Here is a 26,147-nt window from a genome sequence, read left to right on the forward strand (position 1 = left end):
CGCTAGGCCGATCGCCATGAATGGGGGAAAGCTCAACTGGTGGCAGACGCGGTGGTTCGTGGCGGCGATGGCGCTGCTCGCGGCCGTGCCGCTGCTCTGGCCGACGGTGCCGCCGCTGGTCGACCTGCCGGGCCATATGGGCCGTTACCGGGTCCAGCTCGATTATGCCGCGCAGCCGTGGCTGGCCAACTGGTATCATTTCGAATGGCAGATGATCGGCAATCTGGGCATCGACCTGCTGATCGAGCCGCTGGCGCCGATCTTCGGGCTGGAGCTGGCGGTCAAGCTGATCGTCATCGCCATTCCCGTGCTGACCGTCACCGGCCTGCTCTGGATCGCGCGCGAGGTGCAGGGGCGGATTCCGGCCACCGCGCTGTTCGCGCTGCCGCTGGCCTATAGCTATCCCTTCCAGTTCGGGTTCGTGAACTTCGCGCTGGCGATGGCGCTGGCGCTGAACCTGTTCGCGCTGTGGCTGCGCATGGGGCGGCTGGGCGCGGTGCGGTTGCGCGGCATCGTCTTCGTGCCGCTGTCCTGCCTGCTCTGGGTCGCGCACACCTTCGGCTGGGGCGTGCTGGGCGTGCTGGCCTTTTCGGCCGAGCTGATCCGCCAGCATGACATGCGCCGTGCCAGGGGCGCGCATGGGGTGAAGGGGTGGATCGAATCCGCCATCCATGCCGGGATCGGCTGTATCCCGCTCGCGCTGCCGATGGTGCTGATGGTGCTGTGGCGCTCGGGCGAGCATGTCACCGGGCAGACCACCGACTGGTTCAACTGGCGGTGGAAGATCAACTGGGTGACGATGGTCCTGCGCGATCGCTGGATGGCGTTCGACCTGGCCTCGGTCACGGTGCTGTTCCTCGTGCTGCTCAAGGGCGTGCGCGACGAGCGGGTGGAATATTCGCGCAATCTGGTGCTGACGGCGGCGTTCCTGGCGGTCGTCTATCTGCTGTTGCCGCGCATCGTGTTCGGTTCGGCCTATGCCGATATGCGGCTGGCGCCCTATGTCCTGGCGATCGCGCTAATCGCGCTCAGGCCCCGGCGCGGGCTGTCGCTGCGCGGCGCGTCGACGCTGGCGGTGATCGGGCTGGTGTTCTTCGTCGTGCGGATCGGCGCCACCACGGTCAGCTATGTGATATACAGCAACGATTACGACCGGGTGCTGACCGCGCTCGATCATGTCCCGCCGCGCGCGCGGCTGCTGACCTTTGTGGGCCGTCAATATTGCGCCGATGTCTGGCCGTCGAGCCGGCTGGAGCATGTCGCGGGCCTCGCACTGGAGCGCAAGCTGGCCTATGCCAACGACCAATGGTCGATGGCGGGCGGCCAGTTGCTGACCGTGCGCTATGCCCCCGCCAAGCGTTTCGCGCACGACCCGTCCGAGATCGTGACCGCGCGCCGCTGCCGCGGGCAATGGTGGCGGCCGATCGACACCGCGCTGAAGCTGCTGCCGCGCGATGCCTTCGACTATGTCTGGCTGGTCCATCCGCCGCGCTATGACGAGCGGCTGACCCGCGGGCTGACGCCGATCTGGCAGTCGGGACGCGACGTGCTGTACCGGATCGACGATCGCCGTCCGATCATCGACCCGGCGGCCTATGAGTTGCTCAGCCGCCCTTCGCCGGAAGAGGAAAAGCGCGTCCCCGCCCGGCGCAAGGCAACCGCCGATCAGGACGACCGATAGGGGCTAGCCCCGGCGGAACGGGGTCAGCTCGCCCAGATATTCGCTCTCCGCCGCCATCGCCTCACGCTCGCGGGTCACGAACTCGGCGACGGCGCGGCGAAAGGCGGGGTGGGGGATGTAATGCGCCGAGTAGGTCGGCACCGGGGCATAGCCGCGCGCCAGCTTGTGCTCGCCCTGCGCACCCGCCTCCACGGTCGACAGCCCGCGCGCGATGGCGGCGTCGATCGCCTGGTAATAGCATAGCTCGAAATGGAGGAAGGGCACGTCCTCGGTCGCGCCCCAATAGCGCCCATAGAGCGTGTCCGCGCCGATCAGGTTCAGCGCCCCCGCGATCGGCCGCCCGTCGCGCATCGCGAGGATCAGCAGCACCTTGTCGCCCAGCTGCTCGCCGATCCGGTCGAAGGCGGCGCGGGTCAGATAGGGCTGGCCCCATTTGCGGCTGCCCGTGTCCTGATAGAAGGTCCAGAAGGCGTCCCAATGTTCGGGGCGGATCTGGTCGCCGGTCAGGTGGCGGATGGTCAGCCCTTCGACGGCGGCGGCGCGTTCCTTGCGAATCGCCTTGCGCTTGCGGCTGGCCAGCGCGTCCAGGAAATCGTCGAAGCTGGCGTATCCGTCATTGCGCCAGTGGAACTGCACGCCCTCGCGGATCAGCCAGCCCGCGGCCTCGAAATGCGGCACCTGATCGGGCGCGACGAAGGTGACGTGCGCCGACGACAGCTCGTTCTGATCGGTCACCGCCTCGATCGCGGCGATCAGCGCGGGTGCGAGGGCAGGGTCGCGCAGCAGCAGGCGGGGGCCGGGCACGGGCGAGAAGGGCGCGGCGATCTGAAGCTTGGGATAATAGCGCCCCCCGGCGCGCTCCCACGCATCGGCCCAGCCATGGTCGAAGACATATTCGCCCTGGCTATGCGCCTTCAGATAGGCGGGCGCGATCGCGGCGGGCTGTCCGTCCGGGCCGTCGATCACGATGGGGGCGGGGGTCCATCCCGATCGGCTGCCGACGCTGTGCGAGGTTTCGAGCGCGCTCAGGAAGGCGTGGCTGACAAAGGGATTGGTGGTGCCCGCACAGGCGTCCCACTGGTCGGAGGACAGGGCGGCGACGCCGGACAGGATACGCGCGACGGCGGTGGTCATCGCGGTGGGATATGCGGTTTGGGGCGGGGCGGGACAAGGGCTGGCGATTCGCTTGTGGCTTTCCCTCCCCCATCCCCTCCCGCTTGCGGGAGGGGCGTGCGATGGGGCGAGTTATAGGATTCCTCGCTAACCTCTGGCCGCTCCCCTCCCGCAGGCGGGAGGGGATGGGGGAGGGCGGGGGCCACAGGCGACCCCGCCCGAAAGGATCAGGCCAGCGCCACGATCGCATCCACCTCGACCGCCGCGCCCAGCGGGAGTACCGGCACGCCGACGGCCGAGCGCGCATGGCGGCCCGCCTCGCCGAACAGTGACACCATCAGCTCCGACGCGCCATTGGCGACCTTGGGCTGGTCGGTGAAGTCGCCCGCCGAATTGACGAACACGCCCAGCTTCACGATCCGCTTCACGCGGGCAAGGTCGCCGCCCAGATATTTCTTGATCTGCGCCACCAGCATCAGGCCGCACGCCTGCGCCGCCTTCTGCCCATCCTCCAGCGAGACGCCCTCGCCCAGCCGCCCGGTGACGAGCTGGCCGTCGATGAAGGGCAGCTGGCCCGAGATATGGAGGAGCCCGCCCGCCTCGACGACGGGGACATAGGCGGCGACGGGGGCGGCGGCCTCCGGCAGGGTGAGGCCGAGCTGTTCGAGCGCGCGATCGATATGGGTGGTCATGGCGCGAGACATGGCGCGGTGCGGCCCCGCCGGTCAAGTATCCCGTCAGCCCGGCGCGGCGCGCCCCTCGGCGAATCGCGCGGCGATCCAGGTCTCGGCGCGGCGCCAGTCATCGATCCGGGCATGCGCGGCGGGCGCGGGCGGGACATGCGGCGCCATTTCCGGCTCCGACACCATGTGCAGCCTGTGGACGTGCGGCGCATGCTCCGCGACCGAGGCGTGGTGTTGCGCCAGATCGTCGACGAAGACGGTGACGGGGTGGCCATGCTCGGCGACGAGCCTCGCCACCGGCACGCCCTTGGGGCCGGAATTGCACTGGACGCGGTGGGTGATGCCGAATCGCGCCAGCTGCTCGATCCGGGGCTGGCGGCATTCCTCGACCAGATTGGTCAGGATGACGATGTCGGCCTGTTTCGCCAGCGCGGCCAGCGCCTCGGCGGCGTGGGGCACCAGGGTCTGCCGCTCCATCTGGCCGGGGAAGAAGCCGTGCAGCAGCTCCCAGGCTTCGTCATGGGTAGGGGCGGGGCCGCCGCCGCGTCGGGACAGCGATCCGAAAAAGTCGTGCCGGTCCAGCGCGAATTCCATGTCGTGCGCCTCGTCCAGCCAGTCGCGGAAGTGCCGCACCATATGGACCAGCACCTCGTCGCAGTCGCAGATCAGCAGCGGCTTCATGCGGCCTCCAGCGTCCGCCGCGCGGCGACCAGCGCCTCGGGACGCACGCCCAGCGAATCGGCGCATTCGATCAGGTCGGCCTCATGCCCCTCCAGAAAGGACAGGATGGCGGCCAGCACGCCGCGCTCGCCCGCCCCGCCGCGCAGTTCCTCGACCGACAGGCCGGTCAGCGCCAGCAGCCGTTCGGCGCGGCTCTGGCTTTGCAGCGTCCAGACGAGCGCCTGCAACGCCAGCGCCCCGGCCGTCTCGATGCGTGCGGGTTCGATTGTATCCGGTCCGGGCATTGCCTATCGTCACTCATGGTCAATGGTGGAACGGGCGTGACAAGAAAGGTGCTCGTTGTCGAGGACAACGAACTCAACCTCAAACTCTTCTGCGACCTCCTGCGCGCGCATGGCTTCATCGCGGAGCCGGTCCGCGACGGGCGCGAGGCGGTCGCGCGCGCGCGCGAGGTCGAACCCGACCTGATCATCATGGACATCCAGATGCCGCACGTGACCGGCTATGAGCTGATCCTGGAGCTGAAGGCGGACGAGGAACTGCGCCGCATCCCGGTGATGGCGGTCACCGCCTATGCGGGCCGCGAGGACGAGGACCGGATCCGCGCGGCGGGGGCGGATTCCTATGTCTCCAAGCCGATCAGCCTGATGCGATTCATGGAGGCGGTGAACGCATTGCTGTGAGGGGGCTGGACCCCACCTCTGTTCGCCCCGCTCCCCACACTTCGTTCGCACTGAGCGAAGTCGAAGTGCATGCCCTGAACCTCTGCCACGGGCGTCATCCCGTGGCCTTCGACTTCGCTCAGGCTGAACGGAGAAAGGGGCGAGCGAGATGTCTATTTTTGGTGGTTAGCTGCCATGTGGCTTGAACCACCGACGGAAGAACGCCTGCCGCCCAGCCACTCGCTCCCGACGCTCCGTCGCTGCCTGCTCTTGGAACTGGGAACTGCTGTAACCGACCGCCCAGCGGTAAAGAGATACGAGCATCATGGCGAACATTGCCGCCCCACCAAGCGCAAAAACGCCGAGGGCAACCGTACCGTCACGCGAGAAGCCCAAAGCCTCAAGTGCGCTGATCACCGCTAGACTCAAGAAGACCGGCACACCCCAAACAAGCCGCTGCGCAAACGCGAATACCGGGTTGTATCTTCGACTCGTCCAGTCCCGATCCATCCAGTTGATCAGCGCACGAAACATGGCGGCTCGCTCCCTCGTCACCGCCTTATCGCCTATTGCCGACGTCCGCTATTGGGCGAAGGCGAAAGCGACCCCCGACCCTCCGGGCTCAATCCTCCGAATCGTCCCCGACGGGCGCGGCCTTGCGCCCCTTGAACCCTTGCGCGACGACGAACCATTCCACCGATCCCTTGCGGCTCGACGGCGGCTTGGCGTGCTTCACGGTGGCGAAGTGGCGCTTCATCTCGGCGACCAGCTGCGAATCGGCGCCGCCCGCAAAGACCTTCGACACGAACACCCCGCCGGGCGACAGCACGTCGCAGGCAAAGGCGAACGCCGTTTCGACCAGCGCCATGGTGCGCAGCGCGTCGGTCTGCGGATGGCCGACCGTGTTGGCCGCCATGTCCGACATGACCAGGTCGGGCGCGCCGCCCAGCGCCTCCATCAGCCTGTCAGGTGCCGCATCGTCCATGAAGTCCATCTCGAAGATGGTGACGCCGTCGATCGGATCGACGGGCAACAGGTCGATGCCGACCACGCTGGCGTTCGGCACCTTGCGCCGCACCACCTGGCTCCAGCCGCCCGGCGCGATGCCGAGGTCGATGATCCGCTTCTTGCCACGCAGAAAGCCGAAGCGCTCGTCCAGCTCGATCAGCTTATAGGCCGCGCGGCTGCGATACCCCTCCGCCTTGGCGCGGCGGACATAGGGATCGTTCAACTGGCGCTCCAGCCAGCGGGTCGATTGCGCGGTGCGGTTCCGGGCGGTGCGCACGCGCTGGTGCAGCCCCGAATTTCCTCTGCTCACGGTCTGGTGATTCCCATCAAACGCCGCAAAATCCCCTCGCGGATTCCACGGTCGGCGATCCCTAGCCGCTCGGCGGGCCAGAGGTCCAATATCGTCTCGAGGATGGCACAGCCCGCGACCACCAGGTCGGCGCGCTCGGGGCCGATGCACGCGACCTTGCCGCGCGCGGCCAGGCTCTTGCGCGACAGGCTGGTGCTGATCTCCCGCATCGCCGCCGTCGGCACGATCAGCCCGTCGACCGCCGCCCGGTCATATTGGCTGAGCCCCAGATGGACGCTGCCCAGCGTCGTCACCGTGCCGCTGGTGCCCAGCAGCCGGGGGCGCTTCAGGTCGCGCGGCAGGCGTGCGGCGAAACCGGCAAAGCTGTCCGCGACGATCTGGCGCATCCGCGCATAGGCGGCCAGCCGTCCTGCCTCGCCCTCGCCGCCGCCCGCGCTTTCGGTGAGCGACACGACGCCCCAGGGGGCCGAATGCCAGTCGAGGATGCGGGGGCTGGGGCCGCGCGTGTCGACCAGCACCAGTTCGGTCGAACCGCCGCCGATGTCGAAGACCAGAGCGGGGTCCTCGCCCGGCTCGATCAGCGCGTGACAGCCCAGCACGGCGAGCCGCGCCTCTTCCTCGGCCGAGATGATGTCCAGATGGATGCCCGTCTCCGCCAGCGCGCGCGCGATGAAGGCGGGGCCGTTGGCCGCCCGCCGGCAGGCCTCGGTCGCGACCGCGCGCGACAGGGTGACGTTGCGGCGCCGCAGCTTGTCGGCGCAGACGCGCAGCGCCGCGATGGTGCGGTCGATCGCGGCGTCGGACAGGCGGCCGGTGGTGGCCAGCCCCTCGCCCAGCCGGACGATGCGCGAAAAGGCGTCGACCACGGCAAAGCCGCCGCCCTGCGGCCGCGCGATCAGCAGCCGACAATTGTTGGTGCCAAGGTCGAGCGCGGCATAAGCCTGCGCATCGGACCACCGGCCACGCTGGGGCCGGGGCGGTGCCGGACGGGCAGGGGGCTTGGCCTGCCGGTACGGCCGTCGGGTGGGTTGATCCCCCATCGCCGTATCTCGCTTTATTCTGTTCTATCCGTCACGGACATGAGCGTCCGCCGGTGCTTGGTCCCCAAGGTAGCGGGTCGGTGCCCGTGCGACAAGACGCGCCGCATCAAAGCCTGTTGACAAGCCCAGCCAGCCCGCCTAGAGGCACGCCCCTGTTCGGTGCCCCGTCGTCTAAAGGTAAGACCACGGACTCTGACTCCGTTAATTGAGGTTCGAATCCTCACGGGGCATCCAGACATTTGCCGGGATCAGGCGATCTGATCCGCAGGCCGGGCAAGTGCCCGCCCCATATCCCCTTCCAAGAAATGTCATGCTGATGATCGGCGTCGCCTGCCGTCGATTCGCACGGCTGTGGATGATGACTTAGGTCGGATCGACATTCAGGATTTCGTTTTCTTCCCCTCTCCCCTGGCCAGGGGAGAGGGTTAGCGAAGCTTGCCAGCCTGCTGGCTAGCGCAGCTTGGGTGAGGGGTCGAGCGAGCCCAAAGGCTCGCGCGCTGCGCGCATGCACCCCTCACCCAGCTCCGACTAAGCCTTTGCTTTTGCAAAGGCCAAGTCTGCGCAACCCTCTCCCCTCTACGAGGGGCGAGGGACAGAAAGGCATCGCTGAATGTCGATCGGCCCTAGGCGAGCATGTCGGTCGTTTCGGTCTGTTTCGTGGCGAATCGTTCTATCCCGCCATCGAATCGGGTCGCGCGCGAATCCCGGACGTCGCCGTGCGCTTCCCGTCGTCGATCATTTGCCGGGGTGGCCTCTTCGCAAATCCGGTCGTGGGTGCCGTCGCGTATCGTTGGGATGCGTGGTGGCAGCAGGGGGCTGTCGTTCGACGGAGCTTCCTCCGAGATAATCGTCCCCAAGGGGCGAATATCGGCAAGCAAAGCTGCGGCGGCGTCGTCATGGCGGCCGGGATCGAAAAAGACGGCGCGATGATTTCGCGCGATATGTCAAAGCATCGGGACAAACACGTGTCGGCGGCTGTCTTTCGACAGCCGCCTCACATTTTCCACCAATGTTGGAAAGTGGTGCCCAGAAGAGGACTCGAACCTCCACGACCTTGCGATCGCCAGCACCTGAAGCTGGTGCGTCTACCAATTCCGCCATCTGGGCACGGGGTAGGCCCGCGCCTTTAGGGTAGGGTTCGAATCCTTGTCAACGGCTTTTTTGCGAGGCAAAGGGGCGAAAGACGATTTTTCTCGAAAAAATAGGGACGGTCATGACGAACAAGCTGGTGACGCTGATTGGCGGCGGGGGCTTTCTGGGCCGCTATGTCGCACGCGAGTTGATGCGCACGGGCGCGCGGGTGCGGGTCGCGCAGCGCGATCCGCGCCAGGCCTATTTCCTGCGCACGCAGGGCGGGCTGGGCCAGACTCAGTTCGTCGCGGCCGATATCGCACGGCCCGACACGGTCGCGCGGGCGGTCGAAGGCGCGGATGCCGTCGTCAACCTAGTCGGCGTGATGGGCGGCAATATGCAGCGCATCCATGTCGACGGCGCGCGCACCGTCGCCGAGGCCGCGCGCGCGGCGGGGGTCGAGGCGCTGGCCCATGTCTCGGCCATCGGCGCTGACTCGAACGGCGCGGCGGCCTATGCCCGGTCGAAGGGGCAGGGCGAGGATGCGGTGCGCCAGGCTTTCCCGAACGCCACGATCCTGCGCCCCTCGATCGTGTTCGGGCGCGAGGACCAGTTCGTGAACCGCTTTGCGGGCATGGTGTCGGCGCCGATCGTGCCGATCCTGCGCGCGGGCGTGAAGTTCCAGCCGGTGTTCGCGGGCGATGTCGGCCAGGCGATCGTCGCGGCGATCCTGGACGGCGAGACGCATGGCGGCCACACCTATGAGCTGGGCGGGCCGGACGTGCTGTCGATGGGCGAGCTGGTCCGCTGGATCGCCGCGACGCTGGGTCGCACGCCGAACTTCGTCGAGCTGCCCGACTTTGCGGGCGCGCTGCTCGCCCGGCTGCCGGGTTCGCCGATCAGCTGGGACCAGTGGCTGATGCTCCAGCAGGACAATGTCGTTGCCGCCGGTGCGCCGGGCCTGGCCGCGCTGGGCGTGACCCCGGCGCCGCTGGCGACCGTCGCGCCCGAATATCTGATCCGTTTCCGCAAGGCAGGCCGGTTCGGGCGGCGGGCACAGACGCTGGCGGCCTGAGCCGTCCCATAACGCCCCACGGGTCGCCGCTTAGGCGTTTCCCTGTCGGCCCCGTCGTCCTATGGCGACGGGGCCAATTTTTTGGGGACGCTCGTGAACGATCTGCTAGCCGCCATCATCCTCGGTATCGTCGAGGGGGTCACCGAATTCCTGCCGGTGTCCTCGACCGGACACCTGATCCTGGCGGGCGCGCTGCTCGGCTATGACGATGCGCGGTGGCAGATGTTCAACATCGTCATCCAGCTGGGCGCGATCCTGGCGGTCGTCGTCCTCTACTGGCGAACCTTCTGGACCGTGCTGGAGGGGCTGTTCAAGCGCGATCCGGGTTCGATCCGCTTCGTGCGCAACCTGCTGATCGCCTTCATCCCCGCCGCCGTCATCGGCGTGCTGGCGAAAAAGCATATCGAGGCGCTGCTGCTCCAGCCCAAGGTCGTCGCCATCGCGCTGATCGTCGGCGGCATCGCGATCCTGGTGATCGAGCGGCTGGTGAAGCCCGGCACGACGCGCGGCATCGCGGCCGTCCCGGCCAAGACGGCGCTGGGCGTCGGCTTCCTCCAGTGTCTGGCGATGATTCCGGGCGTCAGCCGCTCGGGCGCGACGATCCTGGGCGCACTGACCCTGGGTGTCGAGCGGCGCACGGCGGCGGAGTTCAGCTTCTTCCTCGCCATCCCCACCATGCTGGGCGCCAGCGTGGTCGAGACGGCGGGGCATCTGGATGCGATGCGCAGCGGGAGCAGCGTCGGGCCGATCGAGATCGGTGTCGGCTTCGTCGTGTCGTTCGTGGTCGCCTTGCTGGTCGTCCGCTGGTTCGTCGGCATCGTCGGCAAGCACGGCTTCGGCCCCTTTGCCTGGTATCGAATCGTCGCGGGCAGCATCGCGTTGGCGATGCTGACACTGCATTGATACCGGATCGGGCCTATTTACTTGCGGGTCGCTCGCAATAAGCGCGAGCCGCGCATAAATAAGGGTCTAAATAGGGCGCACTTGCTGTCCTATATGTCGATTTGCCCGTGACATGGGGTCGTTCGCGCAATATCCGCATCTTCGGAGGCGCATATGGCGAACGATTCTATGCTGAAGTTTGTAGGCCGCGAGCAGGCTTATCCGGCCAAGCGGGCGGCCGAGGCGCGCGCGGAGGATTTCCGCGAGATCGCCGAGCGTTATGCGCCCCCGGCGGCGGAGGATCAGGCCGGGCGCTGCTCGCAATGCGGCGTGCCCTATTGCTCGGTCCATTGCCCGCTGCACAATCATATCCCCGACTGGCTGCGCCTGACCGCCGAAGGGCGTCTGCGCGAGGCCTATGAGCTGTCCAACGCCACCTCGACCATGCCCGAGATCTGCGGCCGCATCTGCCCGCAGGACCGGCTGTGCGAGGGCAATTGCGTCATCGAGTTTTCGGGCCACGGCGCGGTCACGATCGGATCGGTCGAGAAGTTCATCACCGACACCGCCTGGGAAGAAGGCTGGGTCGAGCCGCTGGTCCCCGGACCCGCGCGCGGCCAGTCGGTCGCGGTGATCGGCGCGGGGCCTGCGGGCCTGACGGCGGCCGAATATCTGCGCGTGTCGGGTTATGAGGTCCATGTCTATGACCGGCACGACCGGGCGGGCGGGCTGCTGACCTATGGCATCCCCGGCTTCAAGTTGGAAAAGCCCGTCGTCATGCGCCGGGTCGAGCGGCTGAAGGCGGGCGGCATCGTCTTCCATGAGGGCTTTGCGGTCGGCGAGGATGCCACGCTGGAGGATCTGCGCCGCCGCCATGACGCGGTGCTGATCGCGACCGGCGTCTATAAGGCGCGCAATGTCGATGTGGACGGCGCGGGCGCGAACGGCGTGATCGCCGCGCTCGACTATCTGACCGCGTCGAACCGCAAGAGCTTCGGCGATACGGTCGAGGCGTTCGAAAATGGCTCGCTCAATGCCGAGGGCAAGAATGTCGTCGTGATCGGCGGCGGCGACACTGCGATGGACTGCGTCCGCACCGCGATCCGGCAGGGCGCCAAGTCGGTGAAGTGCCTCTATCGCCGCGACCGGGCCAACATGCCCGGCTCGCAGCGCGAGGTCGCCAATGCGGAAGAGGAAGGCGCCGAGTTCGTCTGGCTCTCCGCGCCGCTCGGCTTCGAGGGGGGCGAGACGGTGACCGGCGTGCGCGCCGCCAAGATGCGGCTGGGTGCGCCCGACGCCAGCGGCCGCCGTGCGCCGGAGGCCGAGCCGGGTGCCGACCATCTGCTCGAGGCGGACATGGTCATCAAGGCGCTGGGCTTCGATGCCGAGGACCTGCCGAGCCTGTTCGGCACCGCCGAACTGGGCGTCAGCCGCTGGGGCACGGTGCTGGTCGATGGCCGCACGCTGATGACCAGCCTGGACGGCGTGTTCGCCGCCGGTGACATCGTGCGCGGGGCGTCGCTGGTCGTCTGGGCGATCCGCGACGGCCGCGACGTGGCCAAGGCGATGCACCAGTGGCTGAAGGCGCGCGCCAAGACGGCGACGCGCGAAAAGGTGGCGGCATGATGCGCGGGCTGGCCCTGCTCGCGCTGGCCGCGACCGCCATGCCGGGGGTCGCGATGGCCCAGACGGCGGCACCCGCGCGGGCGCCCGTCGTGGCGGAGCCCGACGCGGCCCGGCTGGCTCTGGCGCGGCAGTTGCTGGACCAGATGATGCCCCCCGCCACGCGCCAGAGCATGATCCAGGCGATGCTGACCCCCATGCAGGCCAATATGCGGCAGGGTCTGGAACAGTCGCCCGGCTTTCAGCAGGCGTTGACCAAGAACCCGAAAGCGCGCGCGATCTTCGATCGCTTCCTCGACAAGCAGCAGGCGCGAACGAACGCCACGCTGACCGAGGCGTTGCCGGGCATGGTCGACGCGATGGCGCGGGCCTATGCGCGCCGTTTCGATGCGGGGCAGCTCGGCGATCTTCAGCGCTTCTTCGCGACCCCGACCGGCCAGGCCTATATGAAGGCCTCGTTCACGATCATGGCCGACCCCGACATCGCCGCCTGGCAGCGCAAGCTGATGGGCGAGGCGATGACCCATATGCAGGACGATATCGCCACGATGGCCAAGGACATCGACGCGACCCAGCAGGACAAGAAGTGATGACCGACCAGCGCCAATATCTCGCCGAGCATGGCATGTACCGCCCCGAATTCGAGGGCGATGCGTGCGGCGTCGGCATGGTCGCGGCCACCGATGGCCAGCCCTCGCGCCGGGTCGTCCAGTCGGCGATCGACGCGCTGAAGGCGGTGTGGCATCGCGGCGCGGTCGATGCCGACGGCAAGACCGGTGACGGCGCGGGACTGCATGTCGACCTGCCGCACCGCTTCTTCGACGATGCGATCGCCGCGTCGGGGCACAAGGTGCTGCCCAACCGGCTGGCGGTCGGCATGATCTTCATGCCGCGCACCGATCTGGGCGCGCAGGAAACCTGCCGCACCATCGTCGAGAGCGTCATCATCGAGGCGGGCTATACCATCTATGGCTGGCGCCAGGTGCCGGTCGACGTCTCGGTCATCGGGCTGAAGGCGCAGGCGACCCGGCCGGAGATCGAGCAGATCATGATCGCCGGGCCGATGCCCGACGAGGTCGATGCCGCCGAGTTCGAGAAGAATCTGTACCTGGTCCGCCGCCGCATCGAAAAGCGGGTGATCGCGGCGCAGATCAGCGGCTTCTATATTTGTTCGCTGTCCTGCCGCTCGATCATCTACAAGGGGCTGTTCCTCGCCGAGAGCCTGTCGGTCTTCTATCCCGACCTGCAGGATCACCGGTTCGAGAGCCGCGTGGCGATCTTCCATCAGCGTTATTCGACCAACACCTTCCCGCAATGGTGGCTGGCGCAGCCCTTCCGCTGCCTGGCGCATAATGGCGAGATCAACACGATCCGCGGCAACAAGAACTGGATGCTCAGCCACGAGATCCGGATGGCCTCGATCGCGTTCGGCGACAATTCGGAGGACATCAAGCCGGTGATCCCGGCGGGCGCGTCCGACACGGCCGCGCTCGACGCGGTGTTCGAGGCGATCTGCCGCTCCGGCCGCGACGCGCCGACCGCCAAGCTGATGCTGGTGCCCGAGGCGTGGCAGAAGGACCTCGACACGCCCAAGGCGCATGCCGAGATGTACCAGTATCTCGCCTCGGTGATGGAGCCGTGGGACGGCCCCGCCGCGCTGGCGATGACCGATGGCCGCTGGGCGGTGGCGGGCATGGACCGCAACGCGCTGCGCCCGCTGCGCTACACGCTGACCGCCGACGGGCTGCTGATCGTCGGGTCGGAAAGCGGCATGGTGGTGGTGCCCGAGGCGACCGTCACCGCCAAGGGCCGGTTGGGGCCGGGGCAGATGATCGCGGTCGATCTGGCCGAGGGCAAGCTGTACGACGACCGCGCGATCAAGGACCAGATTGCGGGCGAACAGGACTATGCCGCGATGATCGGCGAGTTCCTGACCATGGACCAGCTGCCCGCTCCTTCGGAAGAAGAAGCGCTGGTGCGCATGCCCCGCGCCGAGATGCTGCGCCGTCAGGTCGCCGCCGGGCAGACCATGGAGGATATGGAGCTGATCCTGTCCCCCATGGCCGAAGGCGGCAAGGAAGCGATCGGGTCGATGGGCGACGACACGCCGCTCGCCGTCATCTCCGACAAGCCGCGCCTGATCAGCCAGTTCTTCCGCCAGAACTTCAGCCAGGTGACGAACCCGCCGATCGACTCGCTTCGCGAACGCTATGTGATGTCGCTCAAGACCCGGTTCGGCAATCTCGCCAACATCCTCGACACCGAGGATCGGCGCGAGCGGGTGCTGGTGCTGCCGTCCCCGGTCCTGACGGGTGCCGACTGGCACAGGCTGAAGACGCATTTCGGCCGCTCGGCCGCCGAGATCGACTGCACCTTCGAGGCCGATGGCGGCCCCGACCGTCTGCGCGCCGCGATCCAGCGAATCCGCAACCAGGCCGAACAGGCGGTGCGCGAAGGCCGGTCCGAACTGTTCCTGACCGACGAGCATGTCTCCGAAGACCGGGTCGCCATCGCGGGCGTGCTGGCGGCGGCGGCGGTGCACACGCATCTCGTCCGCCGGGGGCTGCGCTCCTATGCGTCGATCAACGTCCGCTCGGCCGAGTGCCTCGACACCCATTATTATGCGGTGCTGATCGGCGTCGGCGCGACCACGGTGAATGCCTATCTGGCCGAAGCCGCGATCGTCGACCGTCATGGCCGCGGGCTGTTCGGTGATCTGACCATCGACCAGTGCCTGGCCAACCATCGCACCGCGATCGAGGATGGGCTGCTCAAGATCATGGCGAAGATGGGGATCGCGGTGATCTCCAGCTATCGCGGCGGCTATAATTTCGAGGCGGTCGGCCTGTCCCGTGCGCTGGTCAACGACCTGTTCCCCGGCATGCCCGCCAAGATCTCGGGCGAGGGCTATAACTCGCTCCATTACTCGGCGATGGTCCGTCACGAAGCGGCCTGGGACCAGCATGTCGCGACGCTGCCGATCGGCGGCTTCTATCGCCAGCGCGATGGCGGCGAGACTCATGCCTATTCGGCGCAGCTGATGCACCTGCTCCAGACGGCGGTCGCGACCGACAGCTATTCGACCTATCTGCAATTCGCGCGCGGAGTCGGCGACCTGCCGCCGGTCTATTTGCGCGACCTGCTCCAGTTCAACTTCCCGAACGAGGGCGTGCCGGTCGATCAGGTCGAGGCGATCACCGAGATCCGCAAGCGCTTCGTGACGCCGGGCATGTCGCTGGGCGCGCTGTCGCCGGAAGCGCACGAGACGCTGGCGATCGCGATGAACCGGATCGGCGCGAAGGCGGTGTCGGGCGAGGGCGGCGAGGACAAGCTGCGCTATCAGCCCTATGACAATGGCGACAACGCCAACTCGACGATCAAGCAGATCGCGAGCGGTCGCTTCGGCGTCACGGCGGAATATCTGAACGCCTGCGACGAGATCGAGATCAAGGTCGCGCAGGGTGCCAAGCCCGGCGAGGGCGGGCAGCTGCCCGGCTTCAAGGTGACCGAGTTCATCGCCAAGCTGCGCCATGCGACGCCCGGCGTGACGCTGATCTCGCCGCCGCCGCATCACGACATCTACTCGATCGAGGATCTCGCGCAGCTCATCTATGACTGCAAGCAGATCAATCCGCGCGCGCGCGTCTGCGTGAAGCTGGTGAGCTCGGCGGGCATCGGCACGGTCGCGGCGGGCGTGGCCAAGGCGCATGCCGACGTCATCCTGGTGTCGGGCCATGTCGGCGGCACGGGCGCGTCGCCCCAGACCTCGATCAAATACGCCGGCACGCCCTGGGAAATGGGCCTGTCGGAGGTCAACCAGACGCTGACCCTGAACGGCCTGCGCGGGCGTATCCGCCTGCGTGCGGACGGCGGCCTGAAGACCGGGCGCGACATCGTGATCGCGGCGATCCTGGGCGCGGAAGAGTTCGGCATCGGTACGCTGAGCCTCGTGGCGATGGGCTGCATCATGGTGCGCCAGTGCCATAGCAACACCTGCCCGGTCGGCGTCTGCGTGCAGGACGAGCGGCTTCGCGCCAAGTTCACCGGCACGCCCGAAAAGGTCATCAACCTGATGACCTTCATCGCCGAGGAAGTCCGCGACATCCTGGCGCGGCTCGGCGTGCGCTCGCTGGACGAGGTGATCGGGCGGACCGAGCTGCTGCGCCAGGTCAGCCGGGGTGCCGAGCATCTCGACGATCTCGACCTCAATCCCGTTCTGGCCAAGGTCGATGCGACCGATGCCGAGCGGCGGTTCAGCCTGTCGACCTTCCGCAACGAAGTGCCCGACAGCCTGGATGCGCAGATCATCAAGGACGCCTCGGCCGTCTTCTCGCGCGGCGAGAAGATGCAGCTGACCTATTCGGTGCGCAATACGCACCGTGCGGTCGGCACCCGCCTGTCCTCGGAGATCACCCGCAAGTTCGGCATGAGCAAGCTGGCCGACGGGCACGTCACCGTGCGGCTGCGTGGGAGCGCGGGCCAGTCGCTGGGCGCGTTCCTGTGCAAGGGCGTGACGCTGGAAGTGTTCGGCGATGCCAATGACTATGTCGGCAAGGGCCTGTCGGGCGGCACCATCATCGTGCGCCCGGCGGTCAGCTCGCCGCTGGCCAGCCAGAAGAACACGATCATCGGCAACACCGTCCTCTACGGCGCGACGAGCGGAAAGCTGTTCGCGGCGGGCCAGGCTGGCGAGCGTTTCGCGGTCCGCAACTCGGGCGCGACCGTGGTGGTCGAGGGCTGCGGCGCGAATGGCTGCGAATATATGACCGGCGGCGTCGCGGTGGTGCTGGGTCAGGTCGGCGCGAATTTCGGCGCGGGCATGACCGGCGGCATGGCGTTCATCTATGACGAAGAGGATCGCTTCGCCCGCCGCGCCAACCCCGAGAATATCGTGTGGCAGCGCCTGGCGTCGGCGCATTGGGAAGGCGTGCTGCGCGACTTGGTCGAACAGCATGCCGCCGCGACCGACAGCAAATGGTCGAAGGGCCTGCTGGAGGACTGGGACCGCGTCGCCGGGCATTTCTGGCAGGTCTGCCCCAAGGAAATGCTGACCCGCCTGGCCCACCCGCTCGATGACAGCGTCGAGGCGGTCGCGGCGGAGTAACGGGCCATATTCTTCCTCCCCTGCAAGGGGAGGGGGACCATGCGCAGCATGGTGGAGGGGTGTTACCCTATCGAGAGCGCGACACCCCTCCGTCAGCCCTTCGGGCTGCCAACTCCCCTTGCAGGGGAGGAATAGCGACGCACTCCGTTCAGCCTGAACGGGGCTGCGGGGTGCGGGGCAGGGCAAGAGCCTTTTGCGTCCTGACATCACCGTCATCCCGCCGACAGGGATCGCGGAACCGTTGCGGGATCGTGACGGTTACGCCGCGATGCATGAAGGGGAGGGCCATATGAACATCGACCGCCAGAGGATCGAGCGAGGGGGATTCATCCTCTTCCTGGCGATCGTCACCATCGGCCTGATCGCGGTGATTTCGGGCTTTCTGATCGCGCTGCTCTGGGCGGGGCTGGCGGCGATCCTGTTTCGGTCGCTGTTCCAATGGCTGCTGACCAAGACCGGCGGGCGGCGCAATCTCGCCGCCGGGCTGACCATGTTGATCATCACCTTTGCCGTGGTGGTGCCGACCCTGTTGATCGGCAGCATGGTCGTCGACCAGGCGTCGGGCGTCTATCTGAAGATGCGCAGCGGCCAGATCGATTTCGCGCAATATTTCCAGCAGGTCCGCGACGCGCTTCCCCAGCGGCTGCGCCAGGCGATGGACAATTCGGGCGTCGGCAGTTTCGAGGGGCTTCAGGCGCGCGTCTCGCGCACGCTCAGCAGCAGCGTCAGCCAGATCGCGACCCGCGCGCTGTCGATCGGGCGCAACGCCTTCGCCTTTGCGCTGGCCTTTGGCGTGGGGCTCTATGTCGCCTTCTTCCTGATCCGCGACGGCGACCGGCTGGGCCCCGATTTCGTCCGCGCGCTGCCGCTGGAGCGGGGCGTGGCGACGCGGCTGGTCGATACCTTCGTCGCGGTGGTGCGTGCGACCATCAAGGGATCGGTCATCGTCGGGCTGGTGCAGGGGGCATTGGGCGCGATCACCTTCTGGATCGTCGGCGTGCCCGCCGCGCTGCTCTGGGGCGTGCTGATGGCGATCGCGGCGCTGCTGCCCGCGATCGGCCCCGCGATCATCTGGGGGCCGGTTGCCATCTACCTGCTCGCGACCGGCGCGGTCTGGCAGGGGGCGGTGGTCGTCGCCTCGGGCGTGCTGGTCATCGGGCTGGCTGACAATATCCTGCGGCCGATCCTGGTCGGGCGCGACACGGGACTGCCCGACTGGATCGTGCTGCTGACGACGCTGGGCGGGATCGAGCTGCTGGGGTTGAGCGGCATCGTCGTCGGACCGGCGGTCGCCGCGCTGTTCCTGGCGGGATGGCGCATCCTGAGCGAGCAGCGCGGAGCGGTCCCGGCGGCCGAAACGGCGGGGTGACTACGCGCCGCCGTGGTTTGCACCGCGGCAAGCCGGTCCCTATGGTCCGCCGCCACGGGGGCAGGGGTGCGCCTGGGGCAAAGGGACGGTAATGAGGGTGCGATCGGGCGGGTGGATGGCGATCATCGGGCTCGCGGTGGTGCTGGGCGGATGCCGCGAGCGCACGTCCGCAACGGCCAGCCGGGGGACGGTGATCGAAATGCCCGTGCCCGAGCCTGCTTCACCCGCCCGTCCGGCGGAGCCGCGATCGGACGCCGTTGCGGGCCGGGTCGGCCCGACCATCGGCTTTCCCCAGGGCGGCGCGGCGCTGAACGCCGAGGCCCGCGCCGCGCTCGACCGGCTGGCCGGCGACCGGGCGGCGGGGCAGGGGCGGATCGTCCTGCGGGGCCATTCGGACAGCGAGGGCGATGACGACTCCAATCGCCGCATGTCGCGCAAGCGCGCGGAGGCGGTGCGCGACTATCTGGCGGCGCGGGGCATCGCCGCCACGCGGATCGAGGTGATCGCGCTCGGCGAGACCCGGCCCATCGCCCCCAATGCCAAGCCCGATGGCAGCGACGACAGCGCGGGCCGCGCGCGCAACCGCCGGGTCGAGATCGCGCTGGACCCCGCCGCCTGACCGTCGACGGAACCGCGCCGGTCACCCCGGATTGCGGACCGGGGCGCCGCCCTTTAGGGGGATCGGCATGGCCAAGGCTGATCGACTTGCTCGCCTCGACGCGCACCGCGTGGATATGGAAGGCGAATATCGCGAGGCGCTGATCGCCGCGCTGCGCACCACGGCGGCGGGCAAATGGGGGTTGTTCGATCATCGCAAGGACCGCGCGGCGCGGGCGGCGGCGGCACCGGTCGTCGCGCAACTGACCGAGATCGGCGAGAGCATCGACGACGCGCGCGAGCAGCTGGGGCTGCCGCCGTTCGACCTTCATGCGGAATTCCTGGCCGCGCGCGGGCCGGTCGGGCCCGAGGCGGTCGGCGAGCCCCGGCAGGCGCAGGCATGGCTCGACCGCCTGCTGGCGGCCCCGCCTCTTACCGACGGATGACCGGCGGGCGGCTTACGCCGCCTCCAGCCCCTCCATCGCGACCGCCGCGATATCGTCGCCCAGCTGGTCGACCCGCGCCGGATCGGCGTCCCAGGCGAACATGAATCGCGCCCCGCCGCCGATGAAGGTGTAGAAGCGCCAGCCGCGCGCGCGCAAACCTTCGAGGACGGCGGGCGGTGCGCTCAGGAACACCGCATTGGCCTCGACCGGGAACATCGGCGCGATACCGGGCAGGCCCGCCACCCGGTCGGCCAGCCGCCGGGCACAGCCATTGGCATGGGTCGCGTTGGACAGCCACGCGCCGGTGTCGAGCATCCCGATCCACGGCGCGGCGAGGTAGCGCATCTTGGACGCCAGCTGCCCCGCCTGTTTGCAGCGATAGTCGAAATCCTCGGCCAGCACGGGGTTGAAGAACAGGATCGCCTCGCCCACCGCCATGCCGTTCTTGGTGCCGCCGAAGCACAGCACGTCGACCCCGGCGCGCCACGTCATGTCGGCGGGCGAACAGCCGAGCGCGGCGCAGGCATTGGCGAAGCGGGCGCCGTCCATGTGCAGCCGCAGCCCCAGTTCGCGACAGGTTGCCGACAGCGCATGGATTTCCGCCAGCGTATAGACCTGCCCCGTCTCGGTCGGCTGGGTGATCGTCACCGCGCGCGGCTTGGGGAAATGGATGTCCGACCGGCCGGTGGCCAGCGCGCGCACCGCGTCGGGGGTCAGCTTGCCGTCCTCGGTCTGAGCGACCAGCAGCTTGGAGCCGTTCGAGAAGAATTCCGGCGCGCCGCATTCGTCGGTTTCGACATGCGCGGAGGCAGAACAGATGACGCTGTGATAGCTCTGGCACAGCGCGGCGAGCGCCAGCGAGTTGGCCGCCGTGCCGTTGAAGGCGAAGAACACCTCGCACTTGGTCTGGAACAGCGTGCGGAACGCGTCGGCGGCGCGGTCGGTGAACGGGTCCTCGCCATAAGCGGGGACATAGCCCTGGTTCGCCTCGGCCATCGCCGCCCAGGCCTCGGGACAGATGCCCGCATAATTGTCGCTGGCGAATTGCTGGGGGGCAGGGTGCTGGGGAATGGCCGCGTCCATCACAAATCCTTCGTGCCTGTGGGCGAGTCGGGATGAGGAAAGTGGCTGATCGTCCCGTTGTTGCCGGTCTGGCCACATCCCTCTCCGAAGGGGAGAGGCACCACCTTGCCGGGAGGCAGGTTGGTGCCGGGCGACGGCCCGACTCTTGATGCTGCGTCGCCCCTAGCCGCGCGGCGGGGGGAAATCAAGCCGCGCGGCCGGATCGGACCAAGCCGACCAAAATAGCGCAAAGCATTGCGTATCGTCGCCGAAAGGTGGAAGCGTAAACGTTATGAGCATCAGGACCTCGCGCCGCGGCAGCAGCGCTCCCACGATCAGCGATGTCGCGCGCGCGGCGGGCGTATCGCTGATGACCGTCTCGCGCGTCATCAACAACGAGGCCAATGTCCGCCCCGCCACCCGCGAAAAGGTCGAGGCGGCGATCGCCCAGCTGAACTATGCGCCCAACCCCGCCGCGCGCAGCCTGGCGGGCGCGGCGCAGATCCGGGTGGGGATGCTGTACAGCAACCCCAGCCAGGGCTTTCTCAGCGAATTCCTGCTCGGCACGCTGGACCAGGCCTCGCGCCTCGACATCCAGATGGTGGTCGAGAAATGCGAGATCGGCGAGCATGAGGTGGAGGTCGCCCGGCATTTGATCGCGGGCGGGATCGACGGCGTGATCCTGCCGCCGCCCCTGTGCGAGGCGGATGCGGTCCTGTCGCTGCTGGGCGAGGCGGGAGTGCCCGCCATCGTCGTCGCGACCGGCGTGCCCGCCGAGGAGATGCCCGGCACGACCATGGCGGTCCAGATCGACGACCGTGCCGCCGCCGAGGAGATGACGCGCCACGTCATGACGCTGGGCCATCGCCGGATCGGCTTCATCTGCGGCAATCCCAATCTGTCGGCCAGCGCGCGCCGGTATGAGGGGTTCCGCGCCGCGCTGGAGGCGGCGGGCGTGCCCTTTGACGAGGCGCTGGTGGCGCCGGGCCTCTATACCTATCGCTCGGGACTCGACGCCGCCGAGCGGCTGCTCGACCTGGCCGAACCGCCGACCGCGATCATCGCGTCGAACGACGACATGGCGGCGGCGACGGTCGCGGTGGCGCATCGGCGTGGGCTGGACGTGCCCAGCGACCTGACGGTCTGCGGGTTCGACGACACCACGCTGTCGACCACCATCTGGCCCGAGCTGACCACCATCCACCAGCCGATCGCCGACATGGCCCGCGCGGCGGTGGAGATGATCGCGACCGTGATCCGCCAGAAAAGCGCCGAGGCGGTCGACCATCGCCTGCTGGATTACAGCCTGATTCGCCGCCAGTCGGATGCCGCGCCGCGCCGCCGCCCGCGCGAAATCTGACGACGGCGCGGGCGGTGGCCGCGAATCCGTCCGGCATGGGACAGGATGCGCGCGCGCCCGCTTGACGAAGCGATGATTTAAGATAGCGTTACCACGGAAGGCCGGTCGCATCTTGGACCGGTGACAGGACGAGTTCGTGCGGATAGGCGAAGACGCCACGCAGCGACGAGGAGAGGGCCCGAGTGACCGATAATGCGAGAGGGTTGACCGCAGGCAGCGTCAACCATGGATTCATCGCCGCCATCGTCGTCGTCGCGACGATTGGCGGTTTCATGTTCGGATACGACTCGGGCGTCATCAACGGCACCCAGAAGGGGCTGGAGGCCGCGTTCGACCTCGGCCGTCTGGGCGTCGGCGTCAATGTCGGCGCGATCCTGGTCGGCTCGGCGATCGGCGCGTTCGGCGCGGGGCGGCTGGCCGACGCGATCGGCCGCCGCAACGTCATGATGCTGGCCGCGGGGCTCTTCCTGGTCAGCGCGCTGCTGGCCGGTGCGGCGGGCAGCTCGGCGATCTTCATCCTCGCGCGCATCATCGGCGGCCTGGGTGTCGGCGCGGCCAGCGTGATCTCGCCGGTCTATATCTCCGAAGTGACCCCGGCCTCGATTCGCGGCCGCCTGTCGAGCGTGCAGCAGGTGATGATCATCACCGGCCTGACCGGCGCCTTTGTCGCCAATTTCGCGCTGGCCCGCTATGCCGGTGGCTCGACCGCCGAATTCTGGCTGGGCTTCCCCGCCTGGCGCTGGATGTTCTGGCTCCAGGCGATCCCGGCGGCGATCTATTTCGCGGCGCTGTCGATCATCCCGGAAAGCCCGCGCTTCCTGGTCGCCAAGGGCCGCGATGCCGAGGCGCATGCCGTGCTGACCAAGCTGTTCGGCGAGGCCGAGGCGACCCGCAAGGTCGCCGATATTCGTGGCAGCCTGGCCGCCGACCAGCACAAGCCCAAGCTGTCCGACCTGGTCGACAAGGCGACCGGCCGGATCCGCCCGATCCTGTGGGCGGGCATCGGCCTGGCGGTGTTCCAGCAGCTCGTCGGCATCAACGTCGTCTTCTATTACGGCGCGACCCTGTGGGAAGCGGTCGGCTTCTCGGAGGATTACGCGCTCCAGACCAACATCCTGTCGGGCGTGCTGTCGATCGGCGCCTGCCTGTTCACCATCGCGACCGTCGACAAAATCGGGCGCAAGCCGCTGCTGCTGATCGGCTCGGCGGGCATGGCGGTGACGCTGGCGATCGTCGCCTATGCCTTTTCGACCGCCGTCACCGGCGCGAACGGCGGCGTGACCCTGCCCGGCAACAATGGCGTGATCGCGTTGGTCGCGGCGAACCTGTACGTCATCTTCTTCAACGCCAGCTGGGGCCCGGTCATGTGGGTCATGCTGGGCGAGATGTTCCCCAACCAGATTCGCGGATCGGGTCTGGCGGTGTCGGGCTTTGCCCAGTGGATCGCCAATGCCGCGATCTCGGTCAGCTTCCCCGCGCTGGCGGTGTCGCCGGGGCTCAGCATCACCTATTTCGGCTATGCCTTCTTCGCGGCGGCGTCGTTCTTCTTCGTCAAGGCGATGGTGAACGAAACCCGGGGTCGCGAATTGGAAGACATGGCGGGCTGATCCGCAGGTCCCAGACTTGGCGAGGCCCGCTCCCTCCGGGGGGCGGGCCTTTTTCTATGCGCCCCCCGTCGGTTCGGCCTGAACGGACGGGGGGGTGTCCCTCAGCCCCGCCCGGCCTGGATCAGGATCGAATCGGAGGGCAGCAGCCGGTCCATGAAGGGCAGCATCGCCGCGCCGATGGCGGGGGCGTCCTGCGCCATGCGGGCGGGGCGGATTTCGGGGCGGGCGGGCAGCTCGATCGCGGCCAGCGCCTGTTTCAGCCCGTCGGCCAGCCGGACGATCAGCCAGCCGGGCAGGCGTCCGCCGATCAGGATGGCGTCGGGGTCGAACAGGGTGGTGACCGCGACGAAGGGCTGAGTCAGCGCCGCGACCGAGTCGTGGACCCACTGGTCGATCACCGCGCAGACGACCGGATCGTCATGCTCGCCCAGCGTCTCGGGCGACCCGAAGGCGCGGCCCGCCGCCGCCAGCCGGACGCGCAAGCCCGCCAGCGACACGGTATCCTGCACGATCGCCCCGGCGCGCCCGGCGCTGGGATCGGGGATCAGCCCGATCTCGCCCGACCGGCGATGCGCGCCGCGATGATAGGAGCGGTCGATGATCAGCCCGCCGCCCAGCCCCGCGGTGATCAGCAAATAGAAGAAGCTGGGACAGGAGAAAGTCTCGTCATATTGCGCCTCGCCCAGCGCGGCGGTGGCGGCGTCATTGTCGCGCAGCACCGGCCAGGGCAGCACCGGAGCCAGCAGCGCGTCGAGGTCGACCGCGTCCCACTGGGCATAATCCTCGGGCTGGTCGGGCAGCGAGCGGCCGAGCCCGTCGGGCATGGCGACGCCGACGCCCAGGATGCGCGCCCGGTCGACCGCCCCCTCGGCCAGCGCCGCGTCCAGCGTCTCCCGCAGGAAGGCGACCACCTCGTCCGGCCCGGCAAAGGCGATCTCGCGGGTGGCGCGGGCGCGCACCGTGCCGCTCAGGTCGAGGATCGCGAGCGACAGATGGTCCCGGTCGATGGTCAGCCCGATCCCGAACGCGCCCTCGGGGCACAGCTCGATCTTGAGCGCCGGCTGGCCGCGCCCGCCATGCAGCCGCCCGGCGGTGCGGACCAGCCCCATATCGGTCAGGCGGCCGGTGATGTTGGCGATGGTCGGCGGCGTCAGCCCGGTTTCGTTGGCGATCGCGACTCGCGTGGTTTCGCGGTGGAAGCGGATGACTTGCAGGACGGTGCGCAGATTATAGTCGCCCGCCCGCTCCAGATTGGTGCCCGACAGGCCGCGCGACAGGCGGGCGTCGCGGGCATGCCCATCGGCAGGTCGCCCGCGCTCTGGCGACAGGAGCGGCACCGCTCGCATATGATCCATCTCCCTTGTGAAGCGGACCCCCATCCGCTCCCTGTTATACGCTTGGATCGGCGGGATGGACCGTCGAGGTCAAGTGGTATCGTAGAATATCGCAAATGGTATTGCCGCAGGGCCGCCCGGCCAGCGTCCGGGCGACCCCGCCTTGCGGGCCATGCGATCAGGCGGCGGGTGTCAGGCGGATCAGCCGCCCCTGCGATTCGCCGCCATCCTCCAGCACATAGATGGCGCCGTCGGGGCCCTGCTCGACCTCGCGGATGCGCGCGCCCATGTTCCATTGGTCGCCCTTGGCCGCGCTGGTGCCGTTCAGGTCGACGCGGACCAGCGCCTTGCTCGACAGGCCGCCGATGAACGCGTCGCCGCGCCACTGCGGGAAGAGCGACCCCGAATAGATCATCAGCCCGCCCGGCGAGATCACCGGGTTCCACGAGACCTTGGGCGCCTCATAGCCATCGCCCGCGCGGTGGTCGGGAATGTCGCGCCCGTCATAATGCGATCCGTTGGAGGCATTGGGCCAGCCGTAATTGCGGCCCGGCAGGATCAGATTGACCTCGTCGCCGCCCTTGGGCCCCATTTCCTGCTCCCAAAGGTTGCCCGAGGCGTCGAAGGCGAGGCCGAGCAGGTTGCGATGCCCATAGGACCAGACGGCCGGATCGAAGCCCTGGGCGGCCAGCGGATTGCCCGGCGCGGGCTTGCCGTCCGGGGTCAGGCGCAGGACCTTGCCCAGCGTCGCCTTGGGATCCTGCGCGGGGGTGAATTTCTGCCGGTCGCCCGCAGTGTAGAACAGATACTGGCCGTCGGGCGAAAAGGCGATGCGGCCCGAATAATGGCCGTCGCCGGTGACGGCGGGGCTGGCGCTCCACAGGGTCTCGATGCCCGCCAGCTGCGCGGTGCCGTTCGTTTCGCGCAGCGTGCCGCGCGCCAGTACCACATGCTTGCCGCCCTCGGTCGCGGCCGAATAGCTGAAATAGACGCGGCCGCTCTGTGCGAAATCAGGGGCGAGGACCACGTCCATCAACCCGCCCTGGCCCGCCGAATCGACGCCGATCCGCGCGATCGTCTGGCGCTGCTGCCCGTCCGCGGCGACCAGCAGCATCCGGCCGTCCTTCTCGGTGACGAGCATCCGCCGGTCGGGCAGGAAGGTCATCGCCCAGGGCGCGTCGAAATCGGCGACGACCGTGCGGCCAAAGGGCTGGCCGTCGACCACGGTGGCGGGCGGGGTGGCCGAGGGGGAGGGCGTCGGGGTCGGCGTACCGCCCGGCGTCACCGCGACCGGCGGGGCGTTTCCGCTCTCGTCGGGCCCCGGCCCGTTGCCCGAACAGGCGAGAAGCGCCACCGGCAAGGCGGCGAGCAACGGCAGTTTCATGATCTACTCTCCCGGTTGGCCCTGTCGGCCCGATGGGCCGCCAACGCTTCGGCAT

Annotated in this window: 22 protein-coding genes, 2 tRNA genes and 1 riboswitch; of the genes, 13 read left to right on the forward strand and 11 right to left on the reverse strand. The window is 68.3% G+C overall.

Going from position 1 to position 26,147, the window contains the following annotated elements; genetic code table 11:
- Positions 1 to 16: 16 nt before the first annotated feature.
- Complete coding sequence (locus ACFX59_RS13660) at positions 17 to 1,681, forward strand: hypothetical protein (RefSeq protein WP_387432828.1); 1,665 nt, start codon at positions 17 to 19, stop codon at positions 1,679 to 1,681.
- A 3-nt stretch (positions 1,682 to 1,684) separates the two neighbouring features.
- Here the strand turns inward: ACFX59_RS13660 and ACFX59_RS13665 are convergent, their stop codons facing one another.
- The 4 genes from ACFX59_RS13665 to ACFX59_RS13680 all read right to left on the reverse strand — a co-directional run bounded on the left by ACFX59_RS13665 (position 1,685) and on the right by ACFX59_RS13680 (position 4,442).
- On the reverse strand, positions 1,685 to 2,815 hold the full coding sequence (locus ACFX59_RS13665; RefSeq protein ID WP_387432829.1) for a GNAT family N-acetyltransferase: 1,131 nt from the start codon (positions 2,813 to 2,815) through the stop codon (positions 1,685 to 1,687).
- Positions 2,816 to 3,021: 206 nt separating this feature from the next.
- Positions 3,022 to 3,486, reverse strand: a complete 465-nt coding sequence (locus ACFX59_RS13670; protein WP_309699911.1) for a RidA family protein — start codon at positions 3,484 to 3,486, stop codon at positions 3,022 to 3,024.
- A gap of 45 nt (positions 3,487 to 3,531) precedes the next feature.
- Complete coding sequence (locus ACFX59_RS13675; RefSeq protein ID WP_387432831.1) at positions 3,532 to 4,158, reverse strand: HAD family hydrolase; 627 nt, start codon at positions 4,156 to 4,158, stop codon at positions 3,532 to 3,534.
- Positions 4,155 to 4,442 (reverse strand): DUF3572 family protein, encoded by a 288-nt coding sequence (locus tag ACFX59_RS13680; protein ID WP_387432833.1) that lies wholly within the window; start codon positions 4,440 to 4,442, stop codon positions 4,155 to 4,157. Before ACFX59_RS13680 ends, ACFX59_RS13675 begins: the two co-directional genes overlap by 4 nt.
- A 36-nt stretch (positions 4,443 to 4,478) precedes the next feature.
- On the opposite strand from ACFX59_RS13680, the gene ACFX59_RS13685 reads away from it, so the two are divergent.
- Positions 4,479 to 4,841, forward strand: a complete 363-nt coding sequence (locus ACFX59_RS13685) for a response regulator (protein WP_307101952.1) — start codon at positions 4,479 to 4,481, stop codon at positions 4,839 to 4,841.
- Positions 4,842 to 5,006: 165 nt separating this feature from the next.
- Here ACFX59_RS13685 and ACFX59_RS13690 read toward each other — a convergent pair whose 3' ends face one another.
- From ACFX59_RS13690 to ACFX59_RS13700, 3 genes are all read right to left on the reverse strand, one after another.
- Positions 5,007 to 5,354 carry a hypothetical protein gene (locus ACFX59_RS13690; RefSeq protein WP_387432835.1) on the reverse strand — a complete coding sequence of 116 codons (348 nt, stop codon included), beginning with the start codon at positions 5,352 to 5,354 and terminating at the stop codon, positions 5,007 to 5,009.
- Positions 5,355 to 5,442: 88 nt separating this feature from the next.
- On the reverse strand, positions 5,443 to 6,138 hold the full coding sequence (locus ACFX59_RS13695; protein ID WP_307101954.1) for an RlmE family RNA methyltransferase: 696 nt from the start codon (positions 6,136 to 6,138) through the stop codon (positions 5,443 to 5,445).
- A complete protein-coding gene (locus ACFX59_RS13700) occupies positions 6,135 to 7,178 on the reverse strand; it encodes a Ppx/GppA phosphatase family protein (RefSeq protein ID WP_307101956.1) in 1,044 nt (347 codons plus the stop codon). Before ACFX59_RS13700 ends, ACFX59_RS13695 begins: the two co-directional genes overlap by 4 nt.
- A 160-nt stretch (positions 7,179 to 7,338) precedes the next feature.
- On the opposite strand from ACFX59_RS13700, the gene ACFX59_RS13705 reads away from it, so the two are divergent.
- A tRNA-Gln gene (locus ACFX59_RS13705) sits at positions 7,339 to 7,412 on the forward strand.
- A 786-nt stretch (positions 7,413 to 8,198) separates the two neighbouring features.
- On the opposite strand, the gene ACFX59_RS13710 is transcribed toward ACFX59_RS13705, so the two are convergent.
- Positions 8,199 to 8,285 (reverse strand) — tRNA-Leu (locus ACFX59_RS13710).
- A gap of 106 nt (positions 8,286 to 8,391) precedes the next feature.
- Here ACFX59_RS13710 and ACFX59_RS13715 point away from each other — a divergent pair.
- From ACFX59_RS13715 to ACFX59_RS13750, 8 genes are all read left to right on the forward strand, one after another.
- The gene (locus ACFX59_RS13715) at positions 8,392 to 9,324 is read left to right on the forward strand and encodes a complex I NDUFA9 subunit family protein (protein ID WP_387432836.1); all 933 of its coding nucleotides are present in this window, start codon (positions 8,392 to 8,394) and stop codon (positions 9,322 to 9,324) included.
- 93 nt (positions 9,325 to 9,417) lie between these two features.
- Positions 9,418 to 10,227 carry an undecaprenyl-diphosphate phosphatase gene (locus tag ACFX59_RS13720; RefSeq protein WP_387432837.1) on the forward strand — a complete coding sequence of 270 codons (810 nt, stop codon included), beginning with the start codon at positions 9,418 to 9,420 and terminating at the stop codon, positions 10,225 to 10,227.
- A 153-nt stretch (positions 10,228 to 10,380) separates the two neighbouring features.
- Positions 10,381 to 11,832, forward strand: coding sequence for an NAD(P)-dependent oxidoreductase (locus ACFX59_RS13725; RefSeq protein WP_387432838.1), 1,452 nt, complete (start codon positions 10,381 to 10,383; stop codon positions 11,830 to 11,832).
- Positions 11,829 to 12,419 (forward strand): DUF2059 domain-containing protein, encoded by a 591-nt coding sequence (locus tag ACFX59_RS13730; RefSeq protein WP_387432840.1) that lies wholly within the window; start codon positions 11,829 to 11,831, stop codon positions 12,417 to 12,419. The genes ACFX59_RS13725 and ACFX59_RS13730 overlap by 4 nt, the downstream gene beginning before the upstream one ends.
- The gene (gltB, locus tag ACFX59_RS13735) at positions 12,419 to 16,933 is read left to right on the forward strand and encodes a glutamate synthase large subunit (protein ID WP_373424722.1); all 4,515 of its coding nucleotides are present in this window, start codon (positions 12,419 to 12,421) and stop codon (positions 16,931 to 16,933) included. The genes ACFX59_RS13730 and gltB overlap by 1 nt, the downstream gene beginning before the upstream one ends.
- A gap of 289 nt (positions 16,934 to 17,222) precedes the next feature.
- The gene (locus tag ACFX59_RS13740) at positions 17,223 to 18,302 is read left to right on the forward strand and encodes an AI-2E family transporter (protein WP_309691490.1); all 1,080 of its coding nucleotides are present in this window, start codon (positions 17,223 to 17,225) and stop codon (positions 18,300 to 18,302) included.
- A 91-nt stretch (positions 18,303 to 18,393) separates the two neighbouring features.
- Complete coding sequence (locus ACFX59_RS13745) at positions 18,394 to 18,921, forward strand: OmpA family protein (RefSeq protein ID WP_387432842.1); 528 nt, start codon at positions 18,394 to 18,396, stop codon at positions 18,919 to 18,921.
- A 67-nt stretch (positions 18,922 to 18,988) separates the two neighbouring features.
- Positions 18,989 to 19,345 (forward strand): hypothetical protein, encoded by a 357-nt coding sequence (locus ACFX59_RS13750; RefSeq protein WP_309691492.1) that lies wholly within the window; start codon positions 18,989 to 18,991, stop codon positions 19,343 to 19,345.
- A gap of 12 nt (positions 19,346 to 19,357) precedes the next feature.
- Here ACFX59_RS13750 and ACFX59_RS13755 read toward each other — a convergent pair whose 3' ends face one another.
- Entirely contained in the window at positions 19,358 to 20,428 is a 1,071-nt protein-coding gene (locus tag ACFX59_RS13755) for a threonine aldolase family protein (RefSeq protein ID WP_387432843.1), read from the reverse strand.
- 46 nt (positions 20,429 to 20,474) lie between these two features.
- A riboswitch (SAM-I-IV-variant riboswitch) is annotated at positions 20,475 to 20,585 on the reverse strand.
- Between the two features lie 114 nt (positions 20,586 to 20,699).
- Between ACFX59_RS13755 and ACFX59_RS13760 the strand changes: the two genes are divergently transcribed.
- Both ACFX59_RS13760 and ACFX59_RS13765 read left to right on the forward strand, forming a co-directional pair.
- Positions 20,700 to 21,767, forward strand: a complete 1,068-nt coding sequence (locus tag ACFX59_RS13760) for a LacI family DNA-binding transcriptional regulator (RefSeq protein WP_307102032.1) — start codon at positions 20,700 to 20,702, stop codon at positions 21,765 to 21,767.
- A gap of 203 nt (positions 21,768 to 21,970) precedes the next feature.
- On the forward strand, positions 21,971 to 23,374 hold the full coding sequence (locus ACFX59_RS13765; RefSeq protein ID WP_387432938.1) for a sugar porter family MFS transporter: 1,404 nt from the start codon (positions 21,971 to 21,973) through the stop codon (positions 23,372 to 23,374).
- Between the two features lie 101 nt (positions 23,375 to 23,475).
- On the opposite strand, the gene ACFX59_RS13770 is transcribed toward ACFX59_RS13765, so the two are convergent.
- On the reverse strand, positions 23,476 to 24,729 hold the full coding sequence (locus ACFX59_RS13770; RefSeq protein WP_309691497.1) for an ROK family transcriptional regulator: 1,254 nt from the start codon (positions 24,727 to 24,729) through the stop codon (positions 23,476 to 23,478).
- A 157-nt stretch (positions 24,730 to 24,886) separates the two neighbouring features.
- Entirely contained in the window at positions 24,887 to 26,092 is a 1,206-nt protein-coding gene (locus ACFX59_RS13775; protein ID WP_387432845.1) for a PQQ-dependent sugar dehydrogenase, read from the reverse strand.
- Positions 26,093 to 26,147 lie beyond the last annotated feature (55 nt).

The sequence above is a fragment of the Sphingomonas sp. NCPPB 2930 genome (assembly GCF_042867205.1).
Classification (GTDB): domain Bacteria; phylum Pseudomonadota; class Alphaproteobacteria; order Sphingomonadales; family Sphingomonadaceae; genus Sphingomonas.

What these genes read in the sequence shown, in the direction of transcription:
- gltB (WP_373424722.1), top strand. Translation starts at nt 12,419, where the DNA reads ATGACCGACCAGCGCCAATATCTCGCCGAGCATGGCATGTACCGCCCC.
- ACFX59_RS13740 (WP_309691490.1), top strand. Translation starts at nt 17,223, where the DNA reads ATGAACATCGACCGCCAGAGGATCGAGCGAGGGGGATTCATCCTCTTC.
- ACFX59_RS13680 (WP_387432833.1), bottom strand. Translation starts at nt 4,442, where the DNA reads ATGCCCGGACCGGATACAATCGAACCCGCACGCATCGAGACGGCCGGG.
- ACFX59_RS13770 (WP_309691497.1), bottom strand. Translation starts at nt 24,729, where the DNA reads ATGGATCATATGCGAGCGGTGCCGCTCCTGTCGCCAGAGCGCGGGCGA.
- ACFX59_RS13675 (WP_387432831.1), bottom strand. Translation starts at nt 4,158, where the DNA reads ATGAAGCCGCTGCTGATCTGCGACTGCGACGAGGTGCTGGTCCATATG.
- ACFX59_RS13745 (WP_387432842.1), top strand. Translation starts at nt 18,394, where the DNA reads ATGAGGGTGCGATCGGGCGGGTGGATGGCGATCATCGGGCTCGCGGTG.
- ACFX59_RS13750 (WP_309691492.1), top strand. Translation starts at nt 18,989, where the DNA reads ATGGCCAAGGCTGATCGACTTGCTCGCCTCGACGCGCACCGCGTGGAT.
- ACFX59_RS13760 (WP_307102032.1), top strand. Translation starts at nt 20,700, where the DNA reads ATGAGCATCAGGACCTCGCGCCGCGGCAGCAGCGCTCCCACGATCAGC.
- ACFX59_RS13700 (WP_307101956.1), bottom strand. Translation starts at nt 7,178, where the DNA reads ATGGGGGATCAACCCACCCGACGGCCGTACCGGCAGGCCAAGCCCCCT.
- ACFX59_RS13715 (WP_387432836.1), top strand. Translation starts at nt 8,392, where the DNA reads ATGACGAACAAGCTGGTGACGCTGATTGGCGGCGGGGGCTTTCTGGGC.
- ACFX59_RS13670 (WP_309699911.1), bottom strand. Translation starts at nt 3,486, where the DNA reads ATGACCACCCATATCGATCGCGCGCTCGAACAGCTCGGCCTCACCCTG.
- ACFX59_RS13755 (WP_387432843.1), bottom strand. Translation starts at nt 20,428, where the DNA reads ATGGACGCGGCCATTCCCCAGCACCCTGCCCCCCAGCAATTCGCCAGC.
- ACFX59_RS13775 (WP_387432845.1), bottom strand. Translation starts at nt 26,092, where the DNA reads ATGAAACTGCCGTTGCTCGCCGCCTTGCCGGTGGCGCTTCTCGCCTGT.
- ACFX59_RS13725 (WP_387432838.1), top strand. Translation starts at nt 10,381, where the DNA reads ATGGCGAACGATTCTATGCTGAAGTTTGTAGGCCGCGAGCAGGCTTAT.
- ACFX59_RS13665 (WP_387432829.1), bottom strand. Translation starts at nt 2,815, where the DNA reads ATGACCACCGCCGTCGCGCGTATCCTGTCCGGCGTCGCCGCCCTGTCC.
- ACFX59_RS13690 (WP_387432835.1), bottom strand. Translation starts at nt 5,354, where the DNA reads ATGTTTCGTGCGCTGATCAACTGGATGGATCGGGACTGGACGAGTCGA.
- ACFX59_RS13730 (WP_387432840.1), top strand. Translation starts at nt 11,829, where the DNA reads ATGATGCGCGGGCTGGCCCTGCTCGCGCTGGCCGCGACCGCCATGCCG.
- ACFX59_RS13660 (WP_387432828.1), top strand. Translation starts at nt 17, where the DNA reads ATGAATGGGGGAAAGCTCAACTGGTGGCAGACGCGGTGGTTCGTGGCG.